Source organism: Virgibacillus ainsalahensis, from assembly GCF_055380755.1.
In genome coordinates this window covers 2,562,477-2,577,671 of record NZ_AP043943.1, presented here as the reverse complement: position 1 = coordinate 2,577,671, position 15,195 = coordinate 2,562,477, and the positions used below count along the sequence as shown (strand labels likewise).

The 15,195-nt window shown below is 39.0% G+C and carries 9 protein-coding genes, 1 tRNA gene and 1 other annotated feature; of the genes, 8 read left to right on the top strand and 2 right to left on the bottom strand.

The window, feature by feature from the left end:
* The first annotated feature begins 336 nt into the window (after window positions 1-336).
* The 7 genes from ACZ427_RS12560 to carB all read left to right on the top strand — a co-directional run bounded on the left by ACZ427_RS12560 (window position 337) and on the right by carB (window position 11,016).
* A complete protein-coding gene (locus ACZ427_RS12560) occupies window positions 337-840 on the top strand; it encodes a DNA-deoxyinosine glycosylase (RefSeq protein ID WP_461178896.1) in 504 nt (167 codons plus the stop codon).
* 873 nt (window positions 841-1,713) lie between these two features.
* Window positions 1,714-1,985 (top strand) — a binding site (T-box leader).
* 51 nt (window positions 1,986-2,036) lie between these two features.
* Window positions 2,037-2,882, top strand: a complete 846-nt coding sequence (locus ACZ427_RS12555) for an SAM hydrolase/SAM-dependent halogenase family protein (RefSeq protein ID WP_461178895.1) — start codon at window positions 2,037-2,039, stop codon at window positions 2,880-2,882.
* A gap of 210 nt (window positions 2,883-3,092) precedes the next feature.
* The gene (locus ACZ427_RS12550; RefSeq protein WP_461178894.1) at window positions 3,093-4,049 is read left to right on the top strand and encodes an alpha/beta hydrolase; all 957 of its coding nucleotides are present in this window, start codon (window positions 3,093-3,095) and stop codon (window positions 4,047-4,049) included.
* Between the two features lie 314 nt (window positions 4,050-4,363).
* On the top strand, window positions 4,364-5,512 hold the full coding sequence (locus tag ACZ427_RS12545) for an NAD-dependent epimerase/dehydratase family protein (protein WP_461178893.1): 1,149 nt from the start codon (window positions 4,364-4,366) through the stop codon (window positions 5,510-5,512).
* Between the two features lie 56 nt (window positions 5,513-5,568).
* Window positions 5,569-6,738, top strand: coding sequence for a glycosyltransferase family 4 protein (locus ACZ427_RS12540; protein WP_461178892.1), 1,170 nt, complete (start codon window positions 5,569-5,571; stop codon window positions 6,736-6,738).
* 280 nt (window positions 6,739-7,018) lie between these two features.
* The gene (locus ACZ427_RS12535) at window positions 7,019-7,480 is read left to right on the top strand and encodes a GtrA family protein (RefSeq protein ID WP_461178891.1); all 462 of its coding nucleotides are present in this window, start codon (window positions 7,019-7,021) and stop codon (window positions 7,478-7,480) included.
* 281 nt (window positions 7,481-7,761) lie between these two features.
* Window positions 7,762-11,016 (top strand): carbamoyl-phosphate synthase (glutamine-hydrolyzing) large subunit, encoded by a 3,255-nt coding sequence (gene carB, locus ACZ427_RS12530; protein WP_461178890.1) that lies wholly within the window; start codon window positions 7,762-7,764, stop codon window positions 11,014-11,016.
* A 75-nt stretch (window positions 11,017-11,091) separates the two neighbouring features.
* On the opposite strand, the gene ACZ427_RS12525 is transcribed toward carB, so the two are convergent.
* Together ACZ427_RS12525 and dat are read right to left on the bottom strand one after the other, a co-directional pair.
* Window positions 11,092-13,095, bottom strand: a complete 2,004-nt coding sequence (locus ACZ427_RS12525) for a S9 family peptidase (protein WP_461178889.1) — start codon at window positions 13,093-13,095, stop codon at window positions 11,092-11,094.
* A 785-nt stretch (window positions 13,096-13,880) separates the two neighbouring features.
* A complete protein-coding gene (gene dat, locus ACZ427_RS12520; protein ID WP_461178888.1) occupies window positions 13,881-14,777 on the bottom strand; it encodes a D-amino-acid transaminase in 897 nt (298 codons plus the stop codon).
* Between the two features lie 216 nt (window positions 14,778-14,993).
* Between dat and ACZ427_RS12515 the strand changes: the two genes are divergently transcribed.
* Window positions 14,994-15,067: transfer RNA gene (locus ACZ427_RS12515), tRNA-Gly, on the top strand.
* Window positions 15,068-15,195: the final 128 nt, after the last annotated feature.

Below are 15,195 nucleotides of genomic sequence, written 5' to 3'. Positions count from 1 at the left end.
AAATTTCAAACTTGCTTTCTTTGTATAGGAAGCTTATTAAACAAAAAGAACTTGCTGGTGACCTGGCAAGTTTTTTTGGTAACTAAGAAACCAACATGGAGATTAAGGGCATGCCGTCACCACTCTATAATGAAAACAGCTAATTTAACCAGAAGGCTTTTTTCTAAAAGGTTTAGACTGCGATTACTCGCCCCACCAAGAAGATCTGGGACTGCGATTACTCGTCCCATCAAAAAAATCTGTTGTTTTTATACAAAAGCATAAACTATCTTACTGTATAAGTTAAAAGTTTAAGGCATGAAATAACCATAATCAATTTTTTCAGGAGTGTTTAAAATGGAGGAAAAATTAATATCCTTTCCGCCAGTGTTGCCAAGGAATCCCAAAGTTCTCATTCTCGGGTCAATGCCTGGTGGAATATCATTAGAAAAGAAAGAGTATTACGGTAATCCCCGGAACCACTTTTGGGGAATTCTTTTTGAGATTTTTAAAGAAGCCCCTGTGGATGACTATGAAGAGAAACTAAAATTTATTAAGCGGAATAAAATTGCACTATGGGATTCAATCGCTGCATGTTACCGGGATGGAAGTTTGGATAAAAATATTGCAGAAGAAGAGCCGAATGATATTATCGGTTTACTACGTGAATATTCTTCAATCAAACTGATTGCCTGTAATGGTACGAAATCGTATCAGACCTTTATAAAAAATTTCTCTGAGCAGGAGATTGGTAATATTGATGTCGTGAAAATGCCATCAACCAGTCCAATCCCCGGAAGGTATACAAAAACATTTATTGGAAAGGTGGAAGAGTGGAAACGGATATTGGATTATATGTAGGCCGGTATGTTTATGAAAAAACGTGTGTGGAAAAAGGGTTATAATTTCCTTAAACTGAAGCTGACTTCCATGTAAGGATTTGTATGGGCTTTTGATGCTATGCATTAGAGTTTGTGGTACGATTAAATCGGGATAAAAGAATCAATCGCTGCGTAATGTTGGTATTAATGGTTTTATTTTACAAGTCTGCTGAATAAAATAGCAAGGAGCCGTAAGTGGCGGCTTACGACTCCGATAGATAGCAGCAAGACATGGGTCTTCCTGAGGGAACGAAAAAAAGTAATTATCCCGTCTGAATTGTAAATTCTGGGATGATTACTTTTTTTCTCGGCTGTTTACAATTAACAAGACAAGCGTTGAAAACAGAATCATCAACTCCAGTGTGCTGTCAATTGGTATCACAAGCTTCAACCCCTTCCATTGAGGGTTAGAGCCACCATGCAAAAGAGTTTTCTCTTCTGTTTGCTATGTCAAGCAAATCTTGTGCTATCTGAATGCATTATACTATAAAAAAAATGGAAAATGTTGTAATAGTCAATAAATGGTAAAATGTACATAGGAATTTGAGTTCTATGAATACATTTACGGATAAGATAATGAGAAATAAGGAATATGTTTTCCTATCATCCTTATATTTTCTAATACAACTGAATCATTGGTATGATCGTATACTTGAAGTTAGGACATTTAAGCCCAGTTCCAGCTAAATCAGCGGGAGTATCCGATTAATCTTACGAAGAACGAATCTCGAAATAGTCCTTGGCTTCCTTTTCCCCTGAAGTGATTTGCCGATGTGTTTTTGCAAGGGATGTAAGTTTCTGCCCCTTGCATTCGTAAAGATTATTCCGTATAATTATCATAATATTTCATAAGCAACAGACATGGAAGAGGGAAAGTAGGATTTGTTTATTTTTTCAAAGAGAGCTTCGGAAGCTGGAAAGAAGCATAAAATAAAAATCTGAAAATGGCCTCTGAGTTTCGTACTGAACGTATCCTCAGATATCAGTAGGTGGCGACGAGCTTTGGCACTCGTTATCCATGCCGCAGTATAGGTTTTATTAACAGCTTGTACTTTACTTGAGGCTGTATGTTAAGAACATGCAGTGAAATAAGGTGGTACCACGTAATCCAACCACGTCCTTATCGTTTATTCGGTAATGGCGTGGTTTTTTAATACAAGAATTGGAGGGTTTTGAATGGGTGAGAATTTAGTGTTACAAACAGACTTTGGTCTCAGTGATGGTGCAGTGAGTGCAATGTATGGTGTAGCTATTTCCGTTGACCCGGCACTAAGAATCTTTGATTTAACACATGATATTCCGCAGTACAATATTTGGGAAGCCTCGTATCGACTTTACCAAACAGTAACCTATTGGCCGAGAAACACAGTATTCATCTCTGTCGTTGATCCCGGGGTAGGGACTGAGCGATTAAGCATTGTTGTTAAAACAGCAGAAAATCAATATATTGTTTCACCAGACAATGGAACGTTAACACATATTAAACATAGTATCGGCATTGCAGAAGCACGGGCGATTGATGAGAAAGTCAATCGCTTGCCAAGATCGGGAGAATCCTATACATTTCATGGTCGCGATGTTTATGCATATACTGGTGCACGTCTTGCTGCAAAGGTGATTTCTTTTGAGGAAGTTGGACATACAATTGAGGTAGATGACATTATTGAATTGCCGAAGCCGGATGCTGTATTTGAGAATGGAGAGGTAAAGGGAAATATAGATATACTTGATATACGCTTCGGCAATTTATGGACAAATATTGATCGTGCGTTTTTTAAAGAATCCGGAGCGGAATATGGGGATACGCTGGAAGTGACAATCACACATAATTCCCAGGAAGTATATAAAAACATAATGACATTTGGCAGGTCTTTTGCTGAAAGCCGACTTGGCGAGCCACTCATATATGTCAATTCACTGGATAAATTAGCTGTGGCACTAAATCAGGGATCGTTTGCAAAGGCCTACCAGATTGGAACAGGAGTTAATTGGAAAATTCGTTTTCGTAAAGTGCAGAAGTGAATGGTGAATAATCTTATGCGGATCCACTGAAGTCGTATATAAATACGGTGTTTCTATAATAAAAAGTAGTCAACAGACGGCTGTTTCAATAAATTGGAGCAGCTGTTGTTTATTTCTGTCGTTGTTAAGAAATACCATCAAATGAACCATACATTGTTCTGCTTTTCTAGTATAATAGATTTATAGATAAAAGAAAGGGGGCGACTGGTTATGAAAAAGAAACGATGGCTTATAATAGGTACAGGATTATTTATTGTCCTTTTAATTATAAATGTTGCAGGTGCATTTTATTTCTATAATCTGGCAATTGAGCGTAATGTGAAGGAGTTTCTTACAGGAAATGAAGATTTAGAGGTTTCAGCTGAAGCGATGGATGTTTTTCTGGAAGGAGGCTGGCGTGAATGGACAGACAATCAGGACTTTGAACAATGGGAAATGGAATCTTACGATGGCTTGAAACTGCAGGGATATTTTCTCGAAGCCGAAGAGCCGACTGACAAAACAGTGATTCTGGCACATGGCTATCTGGGGCGTGCAAGTGATATGGGATTATACGGCCAATACTATTATGAAGAACTGGGCTACAATATATTCACAGCAGATTTGCGTGGCCATGGCGAGAGTGGCGGAGATTATATTGGCTTTGGCTGGCATGACCGATTGGATTATATGGATTGGATTGATAAGGTGCTGGAAAAAGTGGGAACAGATTCACAAATTGTATTACATGGTGTATCAATGGGGGCGGCCACCGTGACGATGGCAAGCGGAGAAGAACTTCCCGATAATGTAAAAGCAATCGTGGCTGACAGTCCGTATACTAGTGTTTACGATTTATTTGAGTATCAGTTGAACCGGATGTTCCATCTGCCGTCATTCCCTGTTCTGCCAAGTACTGGTTTGGTAACGAATATGAAAGCTGGTTATACACTGAAAGAGGCGTCCGCATTGGACCAGGTGAAAAAAGCAGAAGTACCGATTTTATATATCCATGGCAATAATGACACATTTGTTCCAACTGCAATGACAGAGGAATTATATGAAAATACCAATAGTGAAACGGATATTATGACCTTTGACGGTGCCAATCATGGTGAGGCTTTTGTCATTCATCAAGATAAATATATTGAAAAATTGAATGGATTTTTGGAGGAATATATAGAGTAAACATGCTGGGGTTTTATTGAAAAACAGAAATTACCTTTTAGCAGTTACGAAAGCGTAAAAAAACTTTTAGACTAAAAATGGGCCAGTCCCTTTCATCACAAGGGATTGACGATCAATGAGTTTTTATAAGATGTTAAATTTTTGTTATAAATAGGATAATTATTTGAAAAAAGAATCAGTAAATGATACTTTTTTAATGAATAGAAATGTTTAAATGCCATGTTTGTGTGGAATATGAATTTCTATTCCACACAGCTGGTGTGTGATGTAAAATTTTTAATAACAGAAAGAAATAGTAGAGTGGAGGTAATGATATGAAAATTATTGTAGCTGGTGGAGATGGCTTTTGTGGATGGCCGACAGCCCTTTATTTGTCTAAACAGGGGCATGATGTATCCATTGTTGATAATGGTATTAGACGAAAAATGGATGAGGAGCTGCGTTCGAATTCCATTACCCCCATTGCGGACTTAGAACAACGAGTAGCAAAATGGAAAGAACTTACAGGAAAAGAAATCCGTACATACGACGGTGATTTAAATCATTATGATTTTCTTCGTGAAGTATTAAAAAGAGAGCAGCCTGATGCATTTGTGCATTTTGCGGAACAACGCTCTGCACCGTATTCCATGATAGATAGAGAACATGCTGTGTTTACACAGGTTAATAATGTAGTTGGAACTTTAAACGTTGTTTATGGCATCAAAGAGGTGGTCCCTGATTGTCATCTCATTAAATTAGGAACCATGGGTGAATATGGTGCCCCGAATATTCCTATCGAAGAAGGATATATTGAAATTGAACATAAAGGCCGTAAAGATACACTTCCATATCCAAAACAGCCAGGATCTTTTTATCACCTTTCCAAAGTACATGACAGCCACAACCTTATGTTTGCATGTAAAATTTGGGGCATTCGTGTAACTGATCTGAATCAGGGGATTGTATACGGGCTGGATACGGAAGAAACCAAAATGGACCCAGTACTAAGCAATCGATTGGATTATGATGGCGTATTTGGTACTGCATTGAACCGGTTTATTATTCAGTCTACAATTGGACATGATCTCACCGTTTACGGAAAAGGCGGGCAGACCCGTGGATTCCTGAATATCAAGGATACCGTCCGTTGTATTGAGATTGCAGCGAACAATCCTGCAGACGAGGGTGAATTCCGTGTGTTTAACCAATTTACAGAATGGTTCTCTGTATTGGAATTAGCTAATAAGGTGCAAAAGGTTGCCGCGGAAGAAGGTTTTGAAACAACCACTGCACATATTGAAAATCCAAGAGTTGAAGCAGAGGAGCATTTCTATCAGGCCGAGAATACAAAATTGAAAGATCTAGGCCTTGAACCCCATCTGCTGACAGATGAAATGATTCGTGAAATTATTAAAACAGTGGTAAACCACAAAGATCGGGTAATCCAGGAGAATGTATTGCCACAGGTTACCTGGAAATAAAGGTGAAGTGGAAGCATTCACTAAAAAGACGATCAACTAATGAGGAAGTGTCTTCTTTGAAAATTGCAATTATAACCGAGACATTCCTGCCTTCAACAGATGGAGTGGTGACTCGATTGAAAAACTCTATCCGTTATTTTCTCAGAGAAGGGCATGATGTCCGTATTATTGCACCAGACCTTGGTGTTTATGAATTTGAGGGTGCAAAAATCGAAGGGGTACGGGCAAGCACCCTCCCTTTTTATCGGTATCGCAAATTTGCTCTTCCTACCCGAGCGGTAAAGAAGCTACTAAAGGAATATGACCCTGACATTGTACATGTTGTAAATCCGGCATTACTTGGTTTATCCGGCGTCTATTATGCCAAAAAACTGGGCTATCCAATGGTTGCATCTTACCATACAAACGTGCCACAGTATGCCGATTACTATAATCTGAATATGTTCAAGGGATTTTTATGGTGGTATTTTCGAAAACTCCATAATCAGGCTGAATTAAATTTATGCACATCAAAAACGGTTCAGGATGAATTGGTGGAGCAGGGTTTTCATAATGTTCATGTCTGGAAACGTGGAGTTGACACGGAAAACTTCCATCCTGATCAGTATGATAAAGCAATGCGGGAAAGGTTATCCAACGGACATCCGGAGAAAAAACTGCTCCTTTTTGTTGGCAGACTCGCTCCGGAAAAGGAAGTGGAAAAGATAAAATCGGTATTGGAAGCATCGAATGAATTTGTGCTTGCTATTGTGGGAGATGGTCCGCATCGGCAACCGCTGGAAAAACATTTTGCCGGAACGAATACGGTCTTTACTGGTTTTATGCATGGAGAAGATCTTGCTAAAGCTTTCGCATCCTCTGATGTGTTTGTATTCCCGTCAACTACAGAAACCCTCGGGCTTGTCATTATGGAGGCAATGGCTTCAGGTCTCCCGCTGGTTGCTGCAAGAAGTGGACCTACCTGTGAACAAATAGAGGACAACCGTACTGGTCTCCTGTATGATAAAGATAAGCAGGATGATTTTACAGATACTGTCCTGAAATTTGAAGATGAAACACTAAGAAAACGTCTGGCAACAGCGGCCCAAAAGGATATTTCTGAAATGGGATGGGAAGGTCAATCAAAGCAGGTGCTTGATTATTATAAAGAAATTGTTGGTATAGAAGATAAAGTAACGATTCATAATAATATCAACTCTTCAGATCTCAAAACCGATAATAAATAAAGGCTGTTTTCTGAAAGGTGTGACTGGTGGTTACTCGCCCTATCGAAAACATTTGGGACAACGCCTATGTGACCAACATCTGTTGCCCGAGGCTCTGAAGCCGTGCGCGCGGGAAAGCAATGGTCCGCAGCGGAAATCAACTTAGCAGTTACGTTGCAGTTTATATCAACTGTGATGTTTAAGTTTAAAGAGACAAAATTTACGAAAAAAGTTTAAATAAAAAATGAGCAAGATTGTAGTGGATATGCTAGTGAATGTCAGGAAGTCCAAGAGGGGTATCATGAAAAAGCAAAGAAAATGGAGAGGCCCGTTTCAATTTCTGCAATTTAGTGTAATCGGCTTTTCAAATGCAGCAATTGATATAGGTACATTGAACTTATTATTACTTTTATTTCACACAGAGGAAAGAGGCTGGCTGATTGTATTTAATACAATAGCCTATACACTGGCGATAATAAACAGTTATTATTGGAATGCCAGCATTACATTTCGTACATCAGCCAAGGGAAATAACAAGCAACGTCTTAAATTCATTCTACAGGGTATTGTGAGCCTCGGTGTAAACAATCTTGTATTTCTGGCATTCGGTGAAATATTGCAATTCTTTGGGGTCCCGGGCTGGCTTCGAGTCAATATCGCAAAGGGTATCGCTATGGGACTTTCATTTACTGCAAGCTTTTTTATGATAAAGTATTTTGTTTTTAAAGATACAAGAAAACACTATATGGAAAAAAATCGATAGTAGAAAGCTGAGCCAATTGATGGGTTCAGCTTTTTTAATATAACTATGCATGCTTAATACACCAAAATCCAATTTAATTTTAAAAAATACGAATAAATATGCAATAAAATTAATAAATATACTTGCATAAATGGAATATGGGTTTTATACTAAAGAATAATTCGAATTAAATTCAGATGAGGCCACTCGTGGATTTTACAAATAAATGAATCGTTAAAAGCCTTAATTTTAAAAATAAGAATTTAATCTTCAGGTAGTCACCTCAGGAAGGAGCCTTCAATATGCCAAAGTATGAAACGATAAAGAAAGTCCTTGTCATCGGTTCAGGACCGATTGTGATTGGGCAGGCAGCAGAGTTTGATTATGCAGGGACGCAAGCCTGTCTAGCCTTAAAAGAAGAAGGTATCGAAGTTGTGCTGGTGAATAACAATCCAGCTACAATCATGACAGATAAACAAATAGCAGATCATGTATATATGGAACCTCTTCAAGTGGAAACAATCGAGAAGATTATTGAAAAAGAAAAACCGGATGGAATGATCGGGACACTCGGAGGGCAAACCGGATTAAATTTGACGGTAGAGCTTTATGAAAAAGGAATTCTTGAAAAGCATCAGGTGGAATTATTAGGAACTTCTGTTTCCTCGATTCAAAACGGGGAGGATAGAGAAAAATTCCGTCAATTAATGATTGATATTGATGAACCCATTGCTGAATCAAAAATTGTAGAAACGGTGGAGGAAGGACTTAAATTTACCAAGGACATCGGTTATCCGCTTATCCTACGTCCGGCGTATACGCTTGGAGGAGAAGGCGGGGGGTTCGCGGATGATGAGTTTGAGTTTATCAATCTCTTAAAACGTGGATTGGAATTGAGTCCAATAAATCAAGTACTTGTTGAAAAAAGCATTAAAGGATGGAAAGAAGTAGAGTATGAGGTAATGCGTGATTCTGAAGGTACAGCTGTGATTGTTTGTGATATGGAAAATATGGATCCGGTGGGTGTGCATACCGGTGATTCCATTGTCGTTGCCCCATCACAAACATTATCGGATGACCAATCTCAGATACTTCGTACAGCTTCACTTAAGGTAATCCAGGCACTGGATATTGTAGGCGGTTGTAATATTCAATTCGCCCTAAACCCGAGGACGAATGAGTATTGCATTATTGAAGTGAATCCAAGGGTAAGCAGATCATCTGCGCTGGCATCAAAAGCTACAGGCTATCCTATTGCCCGGATTGCAGCAAAAAGTGCCGCTGGTTATCTGTTGGATGAAATCCTTAATCCGATTACTGGAAATACCAACGCGTCCACTGAACCGGTATTGGATTATGTGGTTGTCAAGCTGCCACGTTTTCCGTTCGATAAATTCACCGAAGCAGATCGGACATTGGGGACTCAAATGAAGGCGACAGGTGAAGTCATGGCCATTGACCAGACATTTGAAGGGGCATTAAACAAAGCTCTAAGGTCACTGGAAATGAATGTGCATAGCCTCCATTTGCCAGAGATGAATACAAAGACACATGAAGAGTTGTTAAATATGTTAAAAATCCCGAACGATTTAAGGATTTTTGCAATTGGTGAAGCTATGATGCGGGAAATTCCCTTAGAAAAAATCATTCAGCTGACTGAAATCGACTATTGGTTCCTGAAAAAAATAGAAGGGATTATTGAATGTGAAAAATCCTTAGCTAATGATAACTGGCCATCTCTTTCTTTTGAAAAAATATGGGAAGCAAAGGCGTTTAATATCAGTGATGAAAGAATCGGTGAATTGACAGGAACAACGGCAAAAGATGTAAGAAGAGCATATAAAAAGTATTCTATTCAGCCTGCTTATAAATTGGTAGATACAGGTGTAGATAAGTTTGAAGCAGGTACACCGTATTATTATTCTACCTGGAATGGGACGGATGAAGTTAAAACAAATAGTGATCGGAAAAAAATACTGGTGTTGGGGTCAGGCCCCATACGGATCGGTCAGGGGGTTGAATTTGACTACTGTTCGGTGCACGCAGCTTTAGCTGTGAAGAAAATGGGATATGAAGTCGTTGTGATCAACAATAATCCGGAAACGGTCAGTACGGATTATTTCATAGCGGATCGCTTGTATTTTGAGCCATTAGCATTGGAAGATGTGCTGGCAGTCATTGAAAAGGAAAATATAGCGAGCGTGCTTATTCAGTTTGGTGGACAAACAGCTATTAATCTGGCAAATGATCTAAAAGAGGAAGGTGTGCACATATTAGGAACATCTCCAGAGCAAATAGACCGCGTGGAGGACAGGGAACAATTTTATGCGGTTCTGGATCAGTTAAATATTGCACATATCAAGGGGCATATTGTCCATGACTCTGAAGAATTAACTTCTTCCGCCTATGAAATAGGATTTCCGGTGCTTATTCGTCCTTCTTATGTCATTGGGGGACAATCCATGTTTATTTGTCACAATAGGAATGAACTTAAAAAATGCCTGAATCGGATACAAAAGGACACCAATGATCGCTGCTGGCCATTATTGATCGATCAATATATTTCCGGCATGGAATGCGAAATGGATGTGATTAGTGATGGGGAAAATATTGTTGTGCCAGGAATTTTGGAACACATCGAAAGAGCAGGTGTTCATTCAGGTGACAGTATGACTTTGCTGCCACCTGTCACCCTTTCAGATTCCATCAGAAAGGAAATGGTGGAAATTGCAAGGAAAATCAGTAAGACTCTCCCTATCATTGGAATGATGAATATCCAATTTGTCATAGATGGAGAGAAAATCTATGTGCTGGAAGTAAACCCAAGATCTTCAAGAACCGTACCAATTCTAAGTAAAGTAACAGATATACCTATGGTGGAATGGGCAGTAAGGGCACAACTCAAAACAAAATTGACGGAAATAACCGATGACCTGGATTTATTGGAAGAACCAGCGTATTATACGGTGAAATCGCCTGTCTTTTCAGCAAATAAGTTAAAAGGTGTTGATCATGTATTAGGGCCGGAAATGAAATCGACAGGAGAAATTATTGGTATGGGACTGACTAAAAAGGAAGCACTGAAAAAAGTGGAGTTATTCCTGGGAAATGTCAATAATAAACAGTTAAAAGAAGGTCTGAATCTCTTTGTATCGGTTTCAGACCGTATGAAAGCAGAAAGTGTCGAACTTATTTCTGAATTTGAAAAGCTTGGAGCTACAATCACTGCTACAAAAGGCACGGGAGAATATTTAAAGCAATCTGGTGTGATGATAAATCATATCCTAACCAGCAAGGAGGAATTATCCGAGTACTGGCAGGAGATAACTCCGGATATCTTGCTTAATATTCCAAGTGAGGGAAGAGAAAGTGAGAAGGCCGGCTTTCATCTCCGTGAATTATCCGTCAGCCATCAGGTTCCTTATTTCACCAGCTTGGATACAATGAATGTGATAAAGGATCTAATAGTGGGTGATAAAGTCATGACAACCCCGGCATCATTGAAAGACTATCTAGCTTTAGGAAAAAAGAAAGAGCGTTTGGTGCAGAAAATATAGAAGAAGCAGTATCATCATTCGATATACAATAAAAAACGTATCCGCACATGCATCAGGCGGATACGTTTTTTTATTTTATAAGTATTCCTCGAACCAGCGGCAGATATGATTCAGTCTTTCGATTCTCATGGATGGATTTCCACTTCGGCTCAGTTCATGGCTTGCGTTAGGAAAACGAACAAATTCCACATCCTTACGTAAATGCTTTAATGCAATAAACAGTTGCTCTCCCTGTTCAATCGGGCAACGGAAATCCTGTTCTCCGTGCAAGATTAAGAGCGGTGTATTCACATCTTCAGCATACTTTAAGGGAGAGAAATCCCATAGTTTTTGAGGATTCTCCAGCAGGTTTTCACCAAGCTCCCATTTTGTAAAAAAGTAACCAATATCACTGACACCGTAAAAGCTTAACCAGTTTGAAATAGAGCGTTGGGTGACAGCAGCTTTAAACCGGTTGGTGTGTGAGACAATCCAGTTTGTCATAAATCCACCATAACTGCCGCCAGTTACCCCAAGCCGTTTTTCATCAATGAAGCTGTGATTTTCTAGAGCATAATCAACTGCGTTCATTAAATCAGTGTAATCCTTTCCGCCGTAGTCAGATCGGACAGCATCAACGAATTCCTGACCATAGCCATGGCTTCCACGTGGGTTAATGTAAAGAACAACATAGCCTTTTGCGGATAATAGTTGCATTTCATGAAAGAAGGACTGGCCATACATCGCATGAGGGCCGCCATGAATTTCTAAAACGAATGGATACTTTTTGTCTTCTTCAAAACCATATGGTCGAAGGAGCCAGCCTTGCAGTTCCCAGCCATCATCAGCTGTTATCGTTAACGTTTCTGGTTCAGCTACGGACACTTCTTGAAGGAATGCTGCATTTGCGTTGGTTAATCGTATTAATTCAGTTCCTTTGGATAATCTGTAAAAATTGCAAGGATTGGTTGGTGTGCTGATGCCAAGAATAAAATCACCAGATCCCGGGTCATAGGAAAAACCAAAGACATGATTATTATCTTTATAGAGGACCTTCAGTTCTTTATCTAATGTTGCCTGATACAGTCCAGTCGCACCAAAATCCGTAGCAATAAAGAAGAGGTGTTTCTCATCTTTTGACCACACGGGGCCAGTCGTGGTATTTCCTAATCTCGTATCGCCAATCATCAAATCTCCAAGCTGTATGTCCCATTCATCACTAAGTTTCGTATGTTTCCCGGTAGTTACTTCATGTACATATAATTCATTTAACGTAGCACCATCGTATGCATATTCATGTCCAAAGTAAGCAATCCTTTTGCCGTCCGGGGAAAAACTTGCGCTATGATAAGCACCTTTTCCATTTGTTAGATTTATGACTTCCTTCGTTGTAAGATTTAAAGTGAATAGATCGCTTTTCTGTTCATAATCTCTGTCATTACTTAAGTTGGCAGCAAAAAGTAAAAATGTCCCATCAGGGGAGATATCCTGATGACTGTGATCTGCATCCGCTGATGTCAGTTGTGTAAAGATTTCATTCTCTATATCAAATAAGACGACCTGTGTCTGTTTGCTATCATGGAATCCGTTTGCATCTGACTTATACTTTAAACGGTTTACGATAAGCGGCTGTTTCTTTTTCTGTTCTGCTTCTTTTTGACGTTCTTCTTTTGACTGCTCTGTTTGCTTTTTTACATCATCATCCTTCTCCAGTGGTGCACTGAAGATTATGGATTTGCCATCTTTAGACCATTGGGGGCTGTGTGCACCATGTTTGAATGTCGTCAGTTGTTTTGCTTCACCACCATCCGTTTTTAATAACCATAATTGAGGTAAGCCACTTCTCGATGATTGAAAGACAGCTAGCTTGCCATCTGGTGAAAAACGCAGATTGCTATTCTTTCCATCTCCATAGGTCCATTGCTTTGCTTCTTTCTCATTTTGTTTTTGAAAAAATAGATGGGACTGGTATTCATTTTGATCATTAATCTTTGTTGACACATAGGAAAAAGCCTCTCCGCCCGGTGTAAATTGCGGATCACTAAAAACATCAATTTGAGTTATATCTTCTGCGGTAATCGCACGTTTTGGATTGGTCATAAATAGCCTCCTGTTCAGTAAATCGTATCTATATTCTAAACTGTTTCGTGTTACGAATCAATTAAAATAACGGAATATTCCCTTTTTTATTTATGGAGAAAATGCCGTGTTTTAGTTTGGGTCTTTTCGTATATTTTGTTGCACATTAACGTCGCAGTTGATATAAAAGACGAAGTAACTTTATCGTGGTTTTGCTTCTTCCATTTCTTTTGAACCCGAGTGCTATCACAATCGCTTCGGCAGAATACTTCGCTTTCCGTGGGCACGGCTTCAGCCTCCTCAGAAGCAAAGAACGCTTCCTCCGGGGTCTTCAGACTCGTGCTATTCCCACAGGAGTCTACGCATTCTGCCTACGCTTGGAGTGGTGTTCTGATTATAGAAAGGATAAAGCTCATGGAATTTATGTTTCATGGACGTTTTCTCTCTTAAACAGAGAGCTATTCTAAGCTGCTTAAAAAAATGCGAGACTCCTACGGGAAAGGAACAGTCTGAAGACCCCGCAGCGAGCGGGCTTTGCGAGTGAGGAGGCTGAAGCGTTCCCCGTGGAAAGCGAGTATTTTTTAAGCAGCGCTGTAGTAGCACCTATTTTGTAAAGGGATGAGAGGAAATCATTGTTAAATTACTTCGTCTTTTATATCTTTTGTGTCAAAAGAAAAAATCTTTTGAGGGGAAGCGTAACCATAGACCCAAACGATAGATAAAAGCCTCTCGTTTAAAATATAAATCTATTGAATAGAAAAGCAGTCATTTTTATCGATTAAAAATGACTGCTTTTCTAAAACGACTCAATTAAAGCTTCCGCTATGCAGAGGCTTGGAAGTTCTGCTGTTTTCGAGGAGGTTTGCATCCTCATTATATGCTTCTTGTAATTGTCTGGTAATGTTCCCAGGTTTTCCTTCGTTGATTTGATTATTATCCACTGTGATAATTGGCATGATTTCAGATGTACTGCTGGAGAGAAAGATCTCATCCGCCATGCTAATATCTTCTACAGAGAATCCATCTTCAATAAATGGGATATTAAGATCTTTAGCAAATTTTTCCACACGCATGCGGACACATCCATGCAGAATATTATTGGTTGCAGGGTGTGTGTAGATTTTCCCATCTTTCACCATGTATACATTGGATGAACTGCATTCTGTCACGAAACCATCGCGGTGCAAAATTGCTTCATAACAGCCATTTTCTTTTGCTTCTTGTTTTGCAAGTACATTTGGTAGAAGGTTTAAGCTTTTAATATAACAATTCTGCCAGCGGACATCACGCTGCGTAATGGTGCTAACACCATTTTTAAGATTACCTGCATTTCGGGGCAAATCCTGTACATATGCATATACATTTGGTTCAATGTCTTCAGGAAAAACATGGTCGCGCGGTGCCGATCCGCGCGTCACCTGTAAATAAACTTTTCCATCTGTATTCATTTGGTTTTTTTCCAATAACTCAAGAAGCAGATCAGTAATCTGCTCTTTTGTTGAAGTAAGCTTAATTTTGATTGCCTCTGCTGAACGGAATAAACGGTCAACATGTTCGTTGAGTAAATAATAGTTGCCATTGTAAATACGAATTACTTCGTATATACCATCACCAAATTGCAGCCCACGTTCTTCATAAGGGTATTTCAAATTATCACGGTGCGTAAATTTCGTTTGGGACATTATAATTGGATACACAGACATTAAATTCTTCCTCCTTCAAACATATGATTATTTTATTACTTATCTTATTCAATGTAAACAAACTTTTGATAATTATTAAATTTATCTAACGATGTTAAGAAATTATAAATTTTTTGTCGTAAATTGTAAATTTACTGTTGCATTGTGTAAAAACAATTGCTATAATTAGTCTTGCAGTTGAAAAACAGTAGCAATAAATATTACATTAATAAATATGCGGGTGTAGTTTAGTGGTAAAACCTCAGCCTTCCAAGCTGATGATGAGGGTTCGATTCCCTTCACCCGCTCCATACATATGTCATAACGCAGTGTTTCGTACTTAGACTACGAAGCGTTGCGTTTTTAATTTTCCCAGACTCCCTTCCACTTCACTTGAATTCACCATTTTCTACATAGTATGCTTAAGTAAATAAAAATC

Bases quoted from the DNA above. Each gene is read 5' to 3' on its own strand.
- ACZ427_RS12550 (WP_461178894.1), top strand. From the start codon at position 3,093: ATGAAAAAGAAACGATGGCTTATAATAGGTACAGGATTATTTATTGTC.
- carB (WP_461178890.1), top strand. From the start codon at position 7,762: ATGCCAAAGTATGAAACGATAAAGAAAGTCCTTGTCATCGGTTCAGGA.
- ACZ427_RS12560 (WP_461178896.1), top strand. From the start codon at position 337: ATGGAGGAAAAATTAATATCCTTTCCGCCAGTGTTGCCAAGGAATCCC.
- ACZ427_RS12555 (WP_461178895.1), top strand. From the start codon at position 2,037: ATGGGTGAGAATTTAGTGTTACAAACAGACTTTGGTCTCAGTGATGGT.
- ACZ427_RS12535 (WP_461178891.1), top strand. From the start codon at position 7,019: ATGAAAAAGCAAAGAAAATGGAGAGGCCCGTTTCAATTTCTGCAATTT.
- ACZ427_RS12525 (WP_461178889.1), bottom strand. From the start codon at position 13,095: ATGACCAATCCAAAACGTGCGATTACCGCAGAAGATATAACTCAAATT.
- ACZ427_RS12545 (WP_461178893.1), top strand. From the start codon at position 4,364: ATGAAAATTATTGTAGCTGGTGGAGATGGCTTTTGTGGATGGCCGACA.
- dat (WP_461178888.1), bottom strand. From the start codon at position 14,777: ATGTCTGTGTATCCAATTATAATGTCCCAAACGAAATTTACGCACCGT.